This window comes from Qipengyuania pelagi, from assembly GCF_009827295.1.
Taxonomy (GTDB): domain Bacteria; phylum Pseudomonadota; class Alphaproteobacteria; order Sphingomonadales; family Sphingomonadaceae; genus Qipengyuania; species Qipengyuania pelagi.
The window spans coordinates 169,319-185,091 of the sequence record NZ_WTYD01000002.1; the positions used below are offsets into that span (position 1 = coordinate 169,319).

A 15,773-nucleotide genomic window follows, 5' to 3' on the forward strand; every position below is an offset into this window, starting at 1 on the left:
GCGCATCACTCGCCAGCGAAATCCATGAGCGCGGAGACGGAGACCCCGATCTCCGCAAGCCTTTTCGCGCCACCGAGGTCCGGCAGGTCGATGACGAAAGCCGCATGGTCCACGATTGCCCCCGCCTGCCGCAGCAGCTTTGCCGCGGCACAGGCCGTGCCGCCGGTCGCGATCAGATCGTCGACCAGCACCACGCGCTGACCCTGCGCGACCGCCTTCGGGTCCATTTCAAGCCGGTCCACCCCGTATTCGAGCGCATAATCGATACCGATGGTCTCGACCGGGAGCTTGCCCGGCTTGCGGACCGGCACGAAGCCGACACCGAGTTCGATCGCCACCGCCGCACCGAAGATGAAGCCGCGCGCTTCCATGCCCGCGATCGCCTGCGCCCCGGCATCACGCGCATGGGCGGCAAGATGGGCGACACTCGCCTTCAGGCCATCCCCATGGGCAATGAGCGTCGTGATGTCGCGGAACTGGACTCCCGGCGCAGGGAAATCCGGCACGGTACGGATCAGCGCCTGAAGCTCGGCGGGCGTCACTGCGCGACCGCCTGAAAGCAGAGGGCCTCCCGCGCCGTGAAGCGCGGGAGGCCGGATAGTTCGATATTCGCGATGTCGATCAGGCCTTGGTCTTCTTCGGCTTAACCGCCGCCCAGATCTGGGTCTTGGAGAACCAGGCGAGGATCGTCGCGAACAGGACGAAGATCAGCACCGGCCAGCCGGTCTGCTTGCGCTTCACCAGCGTCGGCTCGGCCGTCCAGGTCAGGAAGGCAGCCACGTCGGTCGCCATCTGGCCGATGGTCGCTTCGGTCCCGTCGTCATAGGTCACCTGCCCATTGCTGGTCAGCGGCGGCGCCATGGCGAGGTTCATGTTCGGAAAGTAGACGTTGTGATAGAGGCCCGGACCAGGCGCGGCCTCGGGATGCTCCGCGAGCAGTTCCTCGGACGGCGGGCGATAGCCGGTGAGCAGCGAGGCGACATAGTTCGTCCCGTCGGCGCGCGCCTTGGTGATCAGCGAGAGATCCGGCGGGATGGCATTGTTGTTCGCCGCCGCGGCCGCGACATTGTTGGGATAGGGCTTGGGGAAATAATCGGTCGGTTCGCCGGGGCGCGTGCTGGCTTCACCCGTATTGGGATCGATGCCGGGCACGGTCCAGGTCGCGGCTTCCGCCTTCACCTGCGCTTCGGTGTAACCGAGTTCGCCGAGATTGCGCAGAGCGACGAATTTCAGGCTGTGGCAGGCCGAGCAGACTTCCTTGTAGACCTTGTAGCCGCGCTGGAGCTGGCCGTAATCCCAGGTGCCGAACGGGCCGTCGAACGAGAAGTTGACGTCTTGCGGGTGCTCGTAAGGCAGGTGCGTGCTCGGCGCTTCTTCGGTCGCGGCGGTATAGGCGCCGACGACGAAGGAGATGAGCGCGACGAAGGCGAAACCCAGGCCGACGAGGATGGCGATGATGCGGATCATGCGAAAGTCTCTTCTCTCGTAGCTTTGCGTCGCGTCAAACCGCGGGCTCGGTGTTTTCGCCGAGGACGGCTTTCTTGTCCGAACCCAGCACCGCTTCGGTGATGGAATAGGGCAGCGGTTCGGGCTTCTCGACCTGGCTGACGATCGGGATGATCACCAGGAAGTGCAGGAAGTAATAGGCGGTCGCGATCTGGCTGAGCATCACGTAGGGCTCTTCTGCCGGAGCGCCGCCGCAATAGAACAGCACCGCCATGGCCGGGATCAGGCCGAACCAGAAGAACTTGCGGAACAGCGGGCGATAATGGCCGCTGCGCACCGGCGACTTGTCGAGCCAGGGCAGGAAGAACCACATCAGGATCGCCGCGAACATCCCCAGCACGCCCCACAGCTTGGCAGGCAGGATGAAGTCGAAGGTGAAGGCGCGCAGGATCGCGTAGAACGGCCAGAAATACCATTCGGGGACGATGTGCGCCGGCGTCGAAAGCGGGTTCGCCTCGATATAGTTATCGGGGTGGCCCAGATAGTTCGGCAGGAAGAACACCATCGCAAAGAAAAGCAGCAGGATGACGCCCAGGCCGAACCCGTCCTTCGCCGTGTAATACGGATGGAAGGGCACGGTGTCGCTCTCGCTCTTCACTTCGACGCCGGTCGGATTGGACGATCCCGGAATGTGCAGCGCCCAGATATGCAGGATCACCACGCCCAGGATCACGAAGGGCAGAAGGAAGTGCAGCGAGAAGAAGCGGTTCAGGGCGGCATTGTCGGGCGCGAAACCGCCCAGCAGCCACACCTGGATCGGCTCGCCCACGAGGGGAATCGCGCCGAACAGGCCGGTAATCACCTTGGCGCCCCAGAAGCTCATCTGGCCCCACGGAAGCACATAGCCCATGAAGGCGGTCGCCATCATCAGCAGGAAGATCACGACGCCCAGCAGCCAGATCATCTCGCGCGGGGCCTTGTACGAGGAGTAGAAGAAACCGCGGAAGATGTGGATGTACACCACGATGAAGAAGAAGCTGGCGCCATTGGCGTGCGCGTAGCGCATCAGCCAGCCCCAGTTGACGTCACGCATGATGTGCTCGGTCGTCGCGAAGGCGACGCTGGCATTGGCAGCGTAATGCATCGCCAGCACAACGCCGGTCACGATCTGGAGCATCAGGAAGAATCCGGCGAGAACGCCGAAATTCCAGAAATAGCTGAGATTGCGCGGCACCGGATAGCCCGCGCCGACCGCATTGTAGACAAGACGCGGCACAGGCAGCTTCTCGTCGAGGAATTTGGTCAGGCCGTTGGTCGGCTGATACTGTTTCGCCCAGGGAAAGCTCATGATCTTCTATCCTGTCTCTCAGCCGACGACCACGGTGGTGTCCGTGGTGAATTCGTAATCCGGCACGACGAGATTGGTCGGCGCCGGGCCTTTGCGAATGCGGGCCGCAGTGTCGTAATGCGAGCCGTGGCAGGGGCAGAAATAGCCGCCGAACTCACCCTTGTTCTCGCCTTCCGCGGCACCCAGCGGTACGCAGCCCAGATGGGTGCAGACACCCATCGTGATGAGCATGTCGGTATGGCCTTCCTTGGTCCGCTCCGCGAGAGTCTGCGGGTCGCGCAGATCGCCGATCGGAACGGCGTCCGCTGCAGCGATTTCCTCAGGCGTCAGGCGGCGCACGAACAGCGGCTGCTTGCGAAACACCGCCTTGATCGCCTGCCCCGGCTCGATCGCGGAGACGTCGAGTTCGGTGGTGCTTTCGGCGAGCACGTCCTTGGACGGTGCCATCTGGCTGATCAGCGGCAGCAGAACGGCGGCCCCGCCAACGCCGGCGGCGCTGATGGCGGCGACATTGATGAAGTCGCGACGGCGGAATTCGCCCGCCGCGGTTTCGACCTGCGTATCGGTGTTCGCAGCGGTGGTTGCAGCATTATCTGCCATCAGAGCGTTGCCTGCCTGTCTCGTCTCGTTTCGCGCGCCCGGAGGATACCGGACTGGATTGCCCCACCGGCATCCGGCGCCAATCGACCGCGAGGGGCAGGCCCCTTTTCAATGACAGGTCAATTCACGCCGCGCATTCAGGGGCGCGGCGCACCCCCGGTAATGCCGGTTAGCGCGGCCTGTAAACGCTCTATCCCACCTTGCCAACCGCCATTTTCGGCAAGCAGGCACGCGTCGGCTCCTGCCCTTACGGCAGGCTCAGACACGCTAAGTCGGGCTCAGGCACGGGCGATAAGCGAAATCTGCCTCCCCCCGGTGGGTTCGCCGCGATGGGTGGCGCGGCGGAAGCTGAAGAAAGTCTCCGCATCGCCATAGGTGTCGCGCCCGAGCAGCTCGACGCGCTCCACGCCCGCCTTGCGCAGGCGCTCGGCGACATAGCCCGACAGGTCGAACTGCCAGTGACCTTCGCGACCGGTCTCGAAGAAGCGTGCGTCCTCGGGATCGAAATGGGCGCGGAAGGGCGCATCGACCTCGTAGCTCGACTGGGCGACACAGGGACCGACCGCCGCGACGATGCGCGAGGGTTCGGCGCCGAGATCGACCATCGCCGCGACGGTGTTGGCGATTACCCCGCTCTGCGCCCCGCGCCAGCCCGCATGGGCCGCGCCGATTACGCCCGCCTGCATGTCGGCAAGAAGGACCGGCGCGCAATCGGCGGTGACGATGCCGAGAACGAGGCCGGATTTCGCAGCGACGAGCCCATCCGCCTCGGGCGGATCGCCGTCCCACGGCGCTTCGACCACCGCGACATCGGGCGAATGCACCTGCTTCGCCAGTATCAGCGGGGCGTCCGGCAGGAGGTCGGCCGCCGTGCCGCCCTCGCGCGTCGAGAAGCCGTGCGGAATGCCCTTCAGGAGGTCCGATGTCAGCAACTTAGCCAAGCGAACGGGTGACCTGTTCATAGGTATCGCGCGACAGCTTGGGCGCGGCGGCGATCCGTTCGAGCTGCTCCTTCATCAGCGCCGCCCGGTTCGGCTCCATCCGCTGCCAGCGGCCGAGCGGCGGCACGAAGCGCGCGGCGGTCTGCGGATTGATCGGGTCGAGCGCGAGAATGAGGTCCGCGATCATGCGATAGCCCTCGCCCGAGCTTGCATGGAATCCCTGAGCCGTGCCTGCGAACGCCATATAGAGCGAGCGCACCCGGTTGGGATTGCGCAGCGTGAAGTCGGGATGCTCGGCCAGCGCCTTGACCTGCTCGACCACATTTGGGTGCAGCGAGGATGCCTGGATCGCGAACCATTTGTCGAGCGCCAGCGGATTGTCCCGATAGCGCTCGTAGAAGGCCGCCAGCCGATCGGTCCGCGCGAGGCCTTCGAGGCCGCTCAGCACCATCAGCGCGCCCTGCCGGTCGGTCATGGTGTCGGCCGCATCGTATTGCCGCGTCGCCAGCGTTTCCGCCCGATCCGGGTCCGCCGCGGCTATATAGGACAGAGCGAGCGTCTTCACCTTGCGCGCGCCGACGGCTTCGGCCTCGCGGCCGCCGGGCGCGGCGGCGGCGCGTTCGTAAAGCGCATCGAAATTGCTGGCGAGCGCCTTGCCCAGCCACGCCTTCAACCCCTCGCGCTCCTCGAAGATGCGCCCCGGATCGGCGACCAGCATCTGTTCGGCGAGATAGGTCTGGCTCGGCAGGATCAGCAATTCGCCGCGCATCTGGTCGTCGAGCGCCTCGTCGGCGAGGATCGCTTCAAGAGCATCTGCGATCGCACGGCGCGCTTCGTCGCGCGTCGAATCGGACAGGCCGCCGCCGACCGCTTCGACCAGATGGCCGGTGACGAGGTCCTGCAACGCCTCGTAGCGGGCGAAGGGATCGTCATCCTTCGCGGCGAGGAAGGCGAGATCCGCGCGGGCGATATCGCGCTCGATCCCGACCGGCGCGGTGAAGCCGCGATTGATCGAGAGCACCGGTTCGGTGTCGAACCCGTCGAAGGTGAAGCGGACCTTCCCCTTGTCGAGCACGATCAGCTCCTCGCCGCGATGCGTCCCGGTTTCGCGATCGAACAGGGCGATGCGCAGGGGGATCGGCATCGGCTGCTTCTCGTCCTGACCGGGCGTCGCCGGGATTTCCTGGGACAGGTCGACGATTGCAGTCGATCCTTCGAGACTGGTCGTGACGCTCACCTTCGGCGTGCCCGCCTGGCTGTACCACAGGCGGAATTGCGCGAGATCGAGGCCGGCGCCATCCTCCATCGCCTTGACGAAATCCTCGCAGGTCGCCGCCTCGCCATCGTGGCGGTCGAAATAGAGGTCGGTCCCTTCGCGAAAGCGCGTTTCGCCCGCCATGCTGCGCATCATGCGGATAATTTCGGCGCCCTTGTTATAGACGGTCGCGGTGTAGAAATTGCTGATCTCGCGATAGCTGTCCGGCCGGATGGGATGCGCCAGCGGCCCCGAATCCTCGGGGAACTGGACGCTGCGCAGGATGCGCACATCCTCGATCCGCTTGACCGGCGCGCTGCCCATGTCCTGGCTGAACAATTGGTCGCGCAGGACGGTGAAGCCCTCCTTCAGCGACAATTGGAACCAGTCCCGGCAGGTCACGCGATTGCCCGACCAATTGTGGAAATATTCGTGCGCGATCACGCCCTCGACCGCGTCGAAATCGCCATCCGTCGCCGTGTCCGCATCGGCGAGCACGTATTTGGTGTTGAAGACGTTGAGGCCCTTGTTCTCCATCGCCCCCATGTTGAAGTCCGACACCGCGACGATGTTGAAGACGTCGAGATCGTATTCGCGCCCGAACACTTTCTCGTCCCATTCCATCGAACGTTTCAGCGATTCCATCGCGTGTTCGGTCCGCTGGAGATCGCCGTCGCGAACCCAGATGGCCAGATCGACCTCTTTCCCGCCCATCGTCGTGAAGCTGTCCTTGCGCGCGACCAGATCGCCCGCGACGAGCGCGAAGAGATAGGAGGGTTTGGGCCAGGGATCGTGCCAGACGGACCAGTGCATCCTATCCTCGCTCTTGCCCGATCCGGTGCGGTTGCCGTTGGCGAGCAGGATCGGGAACTGGTCCTCGGGCGCGTCGATCCGCACGGTATAGGTGCTGAGCACGTCGGGGCGGTCGGGGAAGAAGGTGATGCGGCGGAACCCTTCCGCCTCGCACTGGGTGCAGAGCATCCCGTTCGAGGCATAGAGGCCCATCAGCTGCGAATTAGCGCCGGGATCCAATTCGGTGACGATGGTCAGCGTGTGCTTCTCGCCCGGCAGAGTGACGACGAGATCGTCGCCATCCATCATATGCCCTTCGCACTCGCCCCCGTCGCATTCGAGCGAGATGAGTTTCAGCCCGTCGCCATTGAGGCGGATCGTGGGGGAAGGGTCGGCATCGGGGTTGCGCTCGACATCGAGCGTGGCGGTCACGCGCGTATTCTCAAGCCCAAGGACGAATTCCAGGCGCGTGGTCGGCACCAGCCAGGCAAAGGGCGCGTAATCCTCGCGAAAGATCGTCGGCGGCGAATGCGGCTGGACGGCGGCATCCGCCATTTCGGGATTACCTTCGGCGTCGGCGGGCGTGAGGGCGATGTCCATATGGGCTCAATATCCTTGGCTTGTGCGCTTCGGGAGGTAGAACGCGACCATGGCGCGTTTGTTCATTTTCGGTCTCGGCTACACGGCCAAGCGCATCGCGCAAGCGGCAAGCGCCGAAGGTTTCACGGTTTCGGCCACGGGCAGCGCGGGGGATGTCGATTTCGACGACAGCGAGGCCGTCGCGAGCGCATTGGCGCAGGCGCAATATGTGCTGTCCTCCGTCCCGCCCGCCGACGATACCGATCCGGTGCTGGACCGTTATGGCGACCTGCTCGGTGATACGTGGCTCGGCTACCTCTCCTCGACGGGCGTCTATGGCGATGCGGGCGGCGCCTGGGTGGACGAAAGCTCCCCGACCGGCGAAGGCTGCCGCACCGCACGGGCACAATGCGATGCGCATTGGTTGGAGAAGGGCGCGCGGGTTTTCCGCCTGCCGGGCATTTACGGACCAGGGCGCAGCATTTTCGAAAGGCTGGATCAGGGCCGCGCGCACCGCATCGACCTGCCGGGCCAGGTCTTCAGCCGCGTCCATGTCGAGGATATAGTGAGAGGCGTGATGGCGGCGATCGCCAGCAGCGCGCCATCAGGGGCCTATAATCTGTCGGACGACCTTCCGACGAGCCAGAACGCGGTGGTCGAGGAAGCCTGCCGCCTGACGGGCTCCGCACCGCCGCCCTTGCAGACCTTGGACGAGGCCGATCTCAGTCCGATGGCACGCGGCTTCTACGCGGAGAACCGAAGGGTCGCGAACGGGAAGGCGAAGCGCGTGCTGGGGTGGGAGCCGCTCTATCCGACCTATCGCGAAGGGCTGAAGGCGATCCTCGAAGCTGAGCTTTAAAGGGGGGGCTTTAAGGTTCCGGCGTCGCGCGCCTGGGCGGAACCGCCGAACGCCCTTTCAGCGCGACCACCATGCCGCCCAGCACCAGCAAGGCCCCGGCAGCGGGCAACAGGCCCCAGCGATACCCTTCGAACAGGGTCGACAGCACCATCGCGACGACCGGCACGATCACGCTGGTATAGGCCGCCTGCCCCGCTCCCACCTTGCGCACCAGCCCGTAATACAAGGGGAAGGTGACGACCGAGCCGAGCAGGCCGAGATAGACGATACCGAGCACGTAGGACGGGCGCGCATCGAAGCTGGGCGGGCCGACCGTGACGAGCGCCAGCGCGGCGTTGATCGCCACGCCCCACAGCATCGACCAGGCGAGCAATGTCAGGAGCGGCTGGCGCTTGGCCCCTTCCATCGCCTGCGCGATATTGGCGGCGCTGGCGGACAGGATGCCGCCCACCGCCAGCCCAGCGCCCAGCAGCACCTCGCCCAGCGTCGCGGGCGAGGCGCGGTATTCCTGCGCGAACAACAAGGCGACACCGACGGCCGCGATGCTCGACCCCAGCACGAAGGCGGGCGTGATCCGCTGGCCGAGGAAGAACCGCCCCAGCAAGGCGTTCGGCACCACCAGCAGCGCGAACATCACCGCAACGAGGCCGGAGGTGATGAAGTGTTCCGCATTATAGACGAAGGTGAAATTGAGCGTGAACTGCGTGATGCCCAGCAGCATCGCCCAGCGCTGCCCCCCCTTCGCCAGCGCCAGCGATTCGCCGCGCAGCTTCGCCAGCGCGAACATTCCCAGGCTGGCGACGACGAAGCGATAGGTGATCGACCATTGCGCGGGCACGGTGCCGAGCTGGTCCTTGATGACCAGCCAGGTCCCGCCCCAGATCACGCTGACGAGCAGGAAGGCGCCGAGATTGCGTGGGCTGAAAAGCGTTTTGTCGTCCGAGCCTGCGCTCATAAAGCGGCGATCGCCTCTGCCAGCGCGCGGGCATCCTCTTCGCGCGTATTCCAGGCGGTAACGAAGCGCGCGGCATCCGCGCCCCAATCGTAGAACTCGAAACCGCGCGCGCGCAGGCTCTCGCGCTCATCGGGCGACAAGCGAACGAACAGCTCGTTCGCCTCGACGGGGTGCATCAGCCGCTCACCGCAGCTGGTCGCGATCTCGGCAGCCGCCGCATTGGCGGCGCGCGCGTTTTCGAGCCAGAGGTCGCCGTCTAGCATGGCGTGGAGCTGGGCGGCGAGGAAGCGGCCCTTCGACTGGAGGTGCCCGGCGCGCTTGCGGCGGTATTTCGCGACATCGGCGAGCGATTCGTCGAAGAACAGGATCGCTTCCGCGCTCATCCCCCCGTTCTTGACGCAGCCGAAGCTCAGCGCATCGACCGGCCCCGCCGCCTCGCCCGGCGAACAGCCGAGAAACGCGGTCGCATTGGCAAAGCGGGCGCCGTCCATATGGAAACCCAGCCCGCGCTCCTTCGCGAGGGCAGAGAGCGCCGCCACCTCGTCAGGGCGATACGAAACGCCGTATTCGCTCGCCTGCGTAATCGAGAGCGCGTGCGGCTGGACCTGATGGACATCGTCGCGGATCGGATCGATCGCGGCGCGCACGGCTTCGGGGGTCAGCTTCGCGCTTTCGCCCGGCACCAGCAGCAACTTGGCCCCATGCAGGAAGAAGCCGGGCGCCCCGCCCTCGTCCGCCTCGATATGCGCTTCCTCGTGGCAGACCACGCCGCCATGCGGCTGGCACAGGGTGGCGAGCGCGAGGCAGTTCGCGGCGGTCCCCGTGGCGACCCACAGGGCCGTGCAGTCACGCCCGAACGCAGCCGAGAATTTCGCGTCCAGCGCCTGCGAATGCCCGTCCCCGTCATAGGGCGAATCGGGGCCATCGGCGGCGCGCATCGCCTCCCACACTTTGGGGTGAACGGAGGCGGCGTTGTCGGACAGGAACAGCATCGGAACGCCTGTAGAGCCACGCGCGTTGAGCGCAAGCGAGAGACTGCCACCCTTCAAGGAGACTTCCCCATGGCCGATCAAGCCGTCACCATCAGCCGCGAAAATCTGGGCGAGGGCGAGACGCTGCGTGGTCGCTACGTCGCCCGCGCCGCCGACAGCGAAGCGGAAGCCGAGCTGACCTGGTATCGCGACGGCGAAGCGCAGGGGGAGGATGTGCGCGTCGCCGACCACACCTTCACGCCGACGCAATTGCGGGGGCGCGGTATCGCGAAGGAGCTGGTCAAGGCGCTGATCGCGGATGCGCAGAAGGACGGCTTCAGGATCGTGCCCGCCTGCAGCTATGTCGCCCAGGCCTTTCGCGACCATCCCGAATGGAGCGATCTGAAAGCCTCGCTTTGAGGATCGCACCTCGGATCACAGCAAGTCGCTGAAATCCCTTTTCCCGATCGATGCGAGCACCGCCTCCCGCAATGTTTCGGCGCGAGTTATGGGTAGGCCGGGAATGGCCATCTGGCCGCCTGCCAGCCCCAGATGCAGCGTCGCATAACCGCGCCTCCGCGCAATCGGGCCGCGCGCGATCTCGACCGATTGCAGCTTCACCCGCGACGCGATCGCCAGCTTCGGCGAAAGCCAGCCTTGCCGCGAATAGAGCTGATCGGGATCGAGCGCGTGGCGATCGTGCGAAAAGTGGAACGCTTCGACTAGTGCGATCCAGGCGAGTCCCAATAGCGGGCCGATCCACAGCGGCGGGTTCACGAACACGGCGCATCCCACCGCCAGCGGGATCAGGAGCAGGGCCGCGATAATCACCCTGTCGATGCGATACTGCTTCGAACCGCGCTGCCACTCCGCGTCACGGCCTGGCAGGTGAAAACCGGTCTCGCGCACGATCGGCGCGATTTCCCCCATCTGCGCGAACGGGGCGGCATCGTGATTCGCGCCGCCGGTATCCTGCGCCAAGCTGACCACTCTCAAGCGGTGCCAGCCGAACAGCCGCCGCACGATCCCGGTTCCGATCCGCAGCGCCTGAACCCGGTGGATCGGCATGACGACATCGGTGCGCGTCAGCAATCCGCGCCGCCGCCGCAGCCCCTTGTCGGTCCGCTCCAGCCGGAAATCCCATTCGCGCAGGGCCGTGCGCACCAGGCCGGTGACAAGCCTCAGCAGCAGCAGGGACGCGATCGCAAGCGCCCCTGCGATGACCTGCCCGACCACGCCCAAAGCCAGCAGCCAGCCTCCGGGACCAGCCAATAGGCGCTGCCATTCGCGCCATTCCCAGATGTCGAAATCGAGCAGGAAATCGAATTGCTGCGCAGCGCCCGCAACCACCGCGACGACGGCCAGTGAAAACTCGAACAGGCCGAAGGTCAGCACGCGCTTCGGCCCCATCGCGAACAGGACAGGCGGTTCGCTCGGCGTTTCGTGCGGCGTATCGCGCGGGGTTAGGGCGCCCACGGTTTCGCCCAGCTTCTGGCTGCGCACCAGTTCGCGCAGGCGCTCTCCCTCGCTTTCCGAAAGATAGCGCAGAGTGATCTCGTCCTTGCCGCCCGCCCCGGTCTCGAACCTGACCTCGGTCAGGCCGAGCAGGCGGGGGAGGAATTTCTGTTCCAGGCTGACATCCTGGATCCGCTCGTAGGGCACGGCGCGCGCGCTGCGCGACAAAAGGCCGCTCTCGACCCGGATGTCCGCTTCGCCCACCGTGTAGGTGAAGCGTCGCCAGCTGGCATAGGCGATGGCGAAATTGAACGCGATGATGGCGGTGACGATCGGCGCGAAATAGGCGAGCGCGCCCGCCCTGTCGTCCTTCGCGATCGAGAAGGCGAGGAAGCCGAGGGGTAGGACCAGCTGGCCGAGCATGGTCACGCCGCGCACCGCGAAGCTCAATCCATCGGTCCGCCGCGCGTCCTCGGATGTCGGCGGCGCGCTGGCCCCGCCTGCCTCCACGCCCGCTTCCCTGGTCGCCTCCGCCGTCATTGCGTGTCGCGCCGGATCGCCGCACGGATCGTGTCGCGCAGGGCGAGCGCGTCTTGGTGCTTCAGCCCCGGCAGCGTGACCGAGGCGTTGTGGCTGCCCGCCGTGTGGACCGTCAGCGTTGCGATGTCATAGGCGCGTTCGAGCGGGCCCTGATCGACGTCGATATGCTGCACGCGCCCGAAGGGAACGACCGTGTCTGAATGGAAGAGGAGCCCGCGCACCACTCTCAGCCGCTCTTCCGCCATGCTATAGCCCCGCGCCGACCAGCGCCGCTGCGGCACGCGCAGGATGAGCAATATGCTGACGATCAGGACCGGAATCAGAACCACGCCGTGCCAGCCTGGGATCGCGAATTCCGCCACGCTCGCCGCGATCAGGAACACCGCCGCCCAGATGCTCGCGACGATCCGCAGCACGGTGCGATAGGCAGGGTCGAGCGGAGTCAGATCTGAAGCGGCGTCCATGGCGTTCTATCTATTTAATACACCCGGCCGGGGCAATATGCGTTTCAGCGCCTCTGGTCGAAGCGGCGTCCCACCATCGCGGCGGCGATATTGGTCTTCTGAACGTCGGTGGTGCCGCCCGCTATGCCCCAGGCGAAACCGTCCCGCACGCGCTGCTCCATCCCGTATTCCTTGTGATAGCCGTATCCGCCCATCACCTGCATTGCGTCGGCGGTCACCTGTCGCACGATCTCGTTCGCGAAGCATTTGGCGATGCTGCTTTCGTAGACGCTGGGCAGCCCGCTTTCCTCGTGCGCGGCGTTGGCCGCGGCGCGATAGATCAGGAGCCGCGCCGCCTCGACCCGCATCGCCATGTCGGCGAGCCGCAGCTGTACCGCCTGAAAATCGACGATCGGCTTGCCGAACGCCGTGCGCTCCTGAACGTAGGCGGTCGCTTGCTCCAGCGCGCCCGCGGCAAGACCCAGCGATTGCGTCGCATTCCCACAGCGCTCGAGGCCGAAGGCGCTCATCAATTTCCCGAATCCGCCCGCGCCGACGATCAGGTTGTCCCTGGGCACGCGCACGCCGTCGAAAGCGATGTCGCGCGTTTCGATCCCGCGAAAGCCCATCAATTCCTCGCGCTTGCCGAAGCTGACACCCGGCATCTCCTTGTCGACCAGCAGCGCGCCGATCCCCTTGGCGCCGGGCGCATCGGACAGGCGGCAATAGACCACGTAATAGCGCGCGTGGCCCGCCCCACTGGTCCAGCGCTTGCTCCCGTCGAGCAAATAATGGTCGCCGTCTTCGCGGGCGCGGGTCGCAAGGTCGGTCAGCGCGGTGCCCGCATCGGGTTCGGACATGGACACGGCGACGGTCGCCTCGCCGCTGACGACTTCGGGAATGATGCGTTGCTTCAGATCCTCTGATCCGAATCGCTCGATCGTGCGCACCGGCCCCACCAGCGCCTCGAATACAGGGAACGCGACCGCGTTGGAGACATGCGCGAACTGTTCCAGCACCAGCAGCGCCTCAAGATGGCCGAGGCCCAGCCCGCCATATTGCTCGGGGAGATTCACGCCGAGAAACCCCATCTCGCCATAGCGCCGCACCATTTCGGCGGGGACGGAGAAATCCTTCTCATCCATTTCGCGCGCCAGATCAGGCAATTCCTTCCGCGCAAAAGCGCGCGCGGCATCCTGAAGCTCGCGCTGCTGCTCGGTCAGTCGGAAATCCATCTATCTCTCCCTTGCGCCTTGCATGATGCCCGCAGGCGGCGAAGTCGAGAGGGCTTGCGATCGGCGCCGAAGTCAGATCGCTGTGGTCAGTTGAAGGCGACCGAACCAATCGTACCGGTGATAAACTATGCGACGACATGGCTTTGCCTCTAAACATTTATTCGTTAGACGGCGCGCATGCCCCGCAGCCCCGCATCCCCTGCCGATTTAAGCGCGCGCCTGTCCTTCTGGCTGCTCTGCGTATTCCTGGTGATCCTTTGGATCGCGGGCGGCGCATCGCGCGCCGATGTGGCCGGACAGGCTGTGGTGCGGTTTTTCGCCTGGGCGTTCCTGATCGTTTTCGTTCTTTTCTCGGCGCGCTTCGAATGGCGTCGGGTCAAGCCGGTCGCAATTTTTCTTGGGTTGGCGGCCCTGCTGGTCTTCTTGCAGCTCGTGCCGCTGCCACCAGAGGTCTGGACCGCCCTACCCGGTCGCGAGCTGCTGAAAGGCGCCGCCGAAGTTAGCGATCAGCCACAACCTTGGCGGCCCCTGTCGATTTCGCCGAGCGCGACTGTCAATGCACTGGGATCGCTGGTCGTGCCTACTCTGGTACTCATACTGTGTGCACAATTGACGCGCGAGCAACATTGGCGAATCGCGGCACTCCTGTTGGCGCTTATCTTCGCTGGCTGCCTACTGGGCCTGCTCCAGTTTTCGGGCGCGAATTTCGACAACCCGCTGATCAATTATCAGGACGCTGCGGTATCCGGAAATTTCGCAAACCGGAACCATTTCGCACTGTTTGTAGCGATCGGATGCTTGCTGGCTCTTGTCTGGGGTTTACGCGGCGATCATGACAAGAAATGGAAACCGATTGTCGCTATCGGGGTGCTTCCACTTTTCCTATTGATAGCGCTTGCGACAGGCTCGCGGGCAGGCTTCCTGCTATCCATCCTCGCGATCGCGACCGGCTTGTTTCTGACGCGTTCTGTGTTGTTGCAGGAATTGCGAGCTTTGCCGCGCTGGATGGCCTTAACCGTTCTTGCGTTCGTCTTTCTGGCAATGGTCGGCGCCGTAATCCTGTCTTTTTCTTTGGGGCGCGCCGTTTCCATCGATCGCGCCTTCGAGCTCAACGCTGCCGAGGATTTGCGATCACAAGCTTTCCCTTACATCATAGAGGCACTTACTCGCTATTTTCCCGTAGGCTCGGGCTTCGGCACGTTTGATCCGGTCTACCGCATCGGCGAGCCCGACTCCCTGCTACAACCGCAATATTTCAATCGAGCGCATAATGATTGGTTGGAGGTCATTCTCGACGGTGGAATCGCGGGGGTTGCACTTCTGACTGCGGTGTTCGTGTGGATCGCTGTCACAGCGTTCAAGGCGTGGCGCCGAGGCGAAGGCAGCCGCGGTTTGGCAGGTGTCGGCACTGTCGCCTTGATCCTTACCATGCTGGCCAGCGTGCCGGATTATCCCGGACGCACGCCGATGATCATGGCCGTGATCATGATTGCAGCGATTTGGCTGCACGTAGGCTCTCAGTCATCTCACCAAGCCTCTAAGACCCGCAACCCGCCCCCCCCCTAAACTTTACGTTCATGCGCGCTCATTCTATAGCGCTCGCGATGTATCTTTCGAGTGGATATAATCTCCTATGCGTAACTTCATTGGTTTGGCCGCAGCGGCGTGTATGCTGGCAGCGTGCGGTGGCCAGCCATCTATCCAGTCAACGCCAGGTTTGACCGTAATCACGGGGCAGGCCGCGCTGCCGGTCCCCAATCGTGACGATCTGGTAGCCGAAGACCGCATCGCTCTAGTCGGACCTCTGGATACGATCCTGGTCAACGTGTTCGGCGTGGGCGAACTCAGTCGAGAGATGCAGGTCGATGCAGGCGGGCGTATCGCTATGCCGCTGATCGGCACAATCGATGCCGGCGGCAAGACGGCGGCGGAATTGGCCTTGGACATCGAAAGGCAGTTGGCGGGACGCTATGTGCGCAACCCCGACGTCACGGTGAATATCGTAAGTTCCGTCAGTCAGGTGGTCACGGTCGATGGGCAGGTGGTGGAACCCGGCCTCTATCCTGTGACGAATCAGATGACCTTGTTACGCGCGATCGCCTCTGCGCGCGGGCTCACTGAATTCGCCGACGCAGACGATGTCGTCATTCTGCGCACGGTCAACGGCCAACGCGTCGCCGGCCTCTACAATATAAGTGCGATCCGCCGCGGCCTGTATGATGACCCCTCGTTGTATGCGAACGATCTGGTGGTCGTCGGCGACAGTCCACAGCGCCGTTTGTTCCGTGATTTTGTAGGCTTGGCCCCTCTGCTCGCTTCGCCAGTAATTGCCCTGCTGCAGAGATAGTTCCGAT

At 64.5% G+C, this 15,773-nt stretch carries 15 protein-coding genes; 4 read left to right on the plus strand and 11 right to left on the minus strand.

Annotated features, from left to right (window positions below; genetic code table 11):
* Positions 1–5: 5 nt before the first annotated feature.
* The 6 genes from GRI47_RS11610 to pepN all read right to left on the minus strand — a co-directional run bounded on the left by GRI47_RS11610 (position 6) and on the right by pepN (position 6,982).
* A complete protein-coding gene (locus GRI47_RS11610; RefSeq protein WP_160661545.1) occupies positions 6–542 on the minus strand; it encodes an adenine phosphoribosyltransferase in 537 nt (178 codons plus the stop codon).
* 79 nt (positions 543–621) lie between these two features.
* Complete coding sequence (locus GRI47_RS11615; protein WP_160661546.1) at positions 622–1,467, minus strand: cytochrome c1; 846 nt, start codon at positions 1,465–1,467, stop codon at positions 622–624.
* Positions 1,468–1,501: 34 nt separating this feature from the next.
* A complete protein-coding gene (locus tag GRI47_RS11620) occupies positions 1,502–2,794 on the minus strand; it encodes a cytochrome b (protein ID WP_160661547.1) in 1,293 nt (430 codons plus the stop codon).
* Between the two features lie 18 nt (positions 2,795–2,812).
* The gene (petA, locus tag GRI47_RS11625) at positions 2,813–3,394 is read right to left on the minus strand and encodes a ubiquinol-cytochrome c reductase iron-sulfur subunit (RefSeq protein ID WP_160661548.1); all 582 of its coding nucleotides are present in this window, start codon (positions 3,392–3,394) and stop codon (positions 2,813–2,815) included.
* Between the two features lie 278 nt (positions 3,395–3,672).
* Positions 3,673–4,335 (minus strand): peptidoglycan editing factor PgeF, encoded by a 663-nt coding sequence (gene pgeF / locus GRI47_RS11630; protein ID WP_237452781.1) that lies wholly within the window; start codon positions 4,333–4,335, stop codon positions 3,673–3,675.
* Positions 4,328–6,982 (minus strand): aminopeptidase N, encoded by a 2,655-nt coding sequence (gene pepN / locus GRI47_RS11635; protein ID WP_160661550.1) that lies wholly within the window; start codon positions 6,980–6,982, stop codon positions 4,328–4,330. Before pepN ends, pgeF begins: the two co-directional genes overlap by 8 nt.
* A gap of 49 nt (positions 6,983–7,031) precedes the next feature.
* Between pepN and GRI47_RS11640 the strand changes: the two genes are divergently transcribed.
* A complete protein-coding gene (locus tag GRI47_RS11640) occupies positions 7,032–7,820 on the plus strand; it encodes a Rossmann-fold NAD(P)-binding domain-containing protein (RefSeq protein WP_160661551.1) in 789 nt (262 codons plus the stop codon).
* 10 nt (positions 7,821–7,830) lie between these two features.
* Here the strand turns inward: GRI47_RS11640 and GRI47_RS11645 are convergent, their stop codons facing one another.
* Both GRI47_RS11645 and GRI47_RS11650 read right to left on the minus strand, forming a co-directional pair.
* Positions 7,831–8,775 carry a DMT family transporter gene (locus tag GRI47_RS11645; RefSeq protein ID WP_160661552.1) on the minus strand — a complete coding sequence of 315 codons (945 nt, stop codon included), beginning with the start codon at positions 8,773–8,775 and terminating at the stop codon, positions 7,831–7,833.
* Positions 8,772–9,767 carry a threonine aldolase family protein gene (locus GRI47_RS11650; protein WP_160661858.1) on the minus strand — a complete coding sequence of 332 codons (996 nt, stop codon included), beginning with the start codon at positions 9,765–9,767 and terminating at the stop codon, positions 8,772–8,774. Before GRI47_RS11650 ends, GRI47_RS11645 begins: the two co-directional genes overlap by 4 nt.
* Positions 9,768–9,836: 69 nt before the next feature.
* Between GRI47_RS11650 and GRI47_RS11655 the strand changes: the two genes are divergently transcribed.
* The gene (locus tag GRI47_RS11655; protein ID WP_160661553.1) at positions 9,837–10,166 is read left to right on the plus strand and encodes a GNAT family N-acetyltransferase; all 330 of its coding nucleotides are present in this window, start codon (positions 9,837–9,839) and stop codon (positions 10,164–10,166) included.
* Between the two features lie 15 nt (positions 10,167–10,181).
* Here the strand turns inward: GRI47_RS11655 and GRI47_RS11660 are convergent, their stop codons facing one another.
* Genes GRI47_RS11660 through GRI47_RS11670 form a run of 3 tightly spaced genes read right to left on the minus strand, consistent with a single transcriptional unit; the run spans position 10,182 to position 13,419 of the window.
* A complete protein-coding gene (locus tag GRI47_RS11660; RefSeq protein ID WP_160661554.1) occupies positions 10,182–11,741 on the minus strand; it encodes a PH domain-containing protein in 1,560 nt (519 codons plus the stop codon).
* Positions 11,738–12,205 carry a PH domain-containing protein gene (locus GRI47_RS11665; protein ID WP_160661555.1) on the minus strand — a complete coding sequence of 156 codons (468 nt, stop codon included), beginning with the start codon at positions 12,203–12,205 and terminating at the stop codon, positions 11,738–11,740. Before GRI47_RS11665 ends, GRI47_RS11660 begins: the two co-directional genes overlap by 4 nt.
* A gap of 44 nt (positions 12,206–12,249) precedes the next feature.
* Positions 12,250–13,419 (minus strand): acyl-CoA dehydrogenase family protein, encoded by a 1,170-nt coding sequence (locus tag GRI47_RS11670; protein WP_160661556.1) that lies wholly within the window; start codon positions 13,417–13,419, stop codon positions 12,250–12,252.
* 177 nt (positions 13,420–13,596) lie between these two features.
* On the opposite strand from GRI47_RS11670, the gene GRI47_RS11675 reads away from it, so the two are divergent.
* On the plus strand, positions 13,597–14,985 hold the full coding sequence (locus tag GRI47_RS11675) for an O-antigen ligase family protein (RefSeq protein WP_160661557.1): 1,389 nt from the start codon (positions 13,597–13,599) through the stop codon (positions 14,983–14,985).
* Positions 14,986–15,052: 67 nt separating this feature from the next.
* Positions 15,053–15,766, plus strand: coding sequence for a polysaccharide biosynthesis/export family protein (locus GRI47_RS11680; RefSeq protein ID WP_160661558.1), 714 nt, complete (start codon positions 15,053–15,055; stop codon positions 15,764–15,766).
* Positions 15,767–15,773 lie beyond the last annotated feature (7 nt).

Coding starts and splice junctions, on each gene's coding strand:
- GRI47_RS11615 (WP_160661546.1), bottom strand. CDS start 1,467: ATGATCCGCATCATCGCCATCCTCGTCGGCCTGGGTTTCGCCTTCGTC.
- GRI47_RS11620 (WP_160661547.1), bottom strand. CDS start 2,794: ATGAGCTTTCCCTGGGCGAAACAGTATCAGCCGACCAACGGCCTGACC.
- petA (WP_160661548.1), bottom strand. CDS start 3,394: ATGGCAGATAATGCTGCAACCACCGCTGCGAACACCGATACGCAGGTC.
- pepN (WP_160661550.1), bottom strand. CDS start 6,982: ATGGACATCGCCCTCACGCCCGCCGACGCCGAAGGTAATCCCGAAATG.
- GRI47_RS11640 (WP_160661551.1), top strand. CDS start 7,032: ATGGCGCGTTTGTTCATTTTCGGTCTCGGCTACACGGCCAAGCGCATC.
- GRI47_RS11645 (WP_160661552.1), bottom strand. CDS start 8,775: ATGAGCGCAGGCTCGGACGACAAAACGCTTTTCAGCCCACGCAATCTC.
- GRI47_RS11650 (WP_160661858.1), bottom strand. CDS start 9,767: ATGCTGTTCCTGTCCGACAACGCCGCCTCCGTTCACCCCAAAGTGTGG.
- GRI47_RS11655 (WP_160661553.1), top strand. CDS start 9,837: ATGGCCGATCAAGCCGTCACCATCAGCCGCGAAAATCTGGGCGAGGGC.
- GRI47_RS11660 (WP_160661554.1), bottom strand. CDS start 11,741: ATGACGGCGGAGGCGACCAGGGAAGCGGGCGTGGAGGCAGGCGGGGCC.
- GRI47_RS11665 (WP_160661555.1), bottom strand. CDS start 12,205: ATGGACGCCGCTTCAGATCTGACTCCGCTCGACCCTGCCTATCGCACC.
- GRI47_RS11670 (WP_160661556.1), bottom strand. CDS start 13,419: ATGGATTTCCGACTGACCGAGCAGCAGCGCGAGCTTCAGGATGCCGCG.
- GRI47_RS11675 (WP_160661557.1), top strand. CDS start 13,597: ATGCCCCGCAGCCCCGCATCCCCTGCCGATTTAAGCGCGCGCCTGTCC.
- GRI47_RS11680 (WP_160661558.1), top strand. CDS start 15,053: ATGCGTAACTTCATTGGTTTGGCCGCAGCGGCGTGTATGCTGGCAGCG.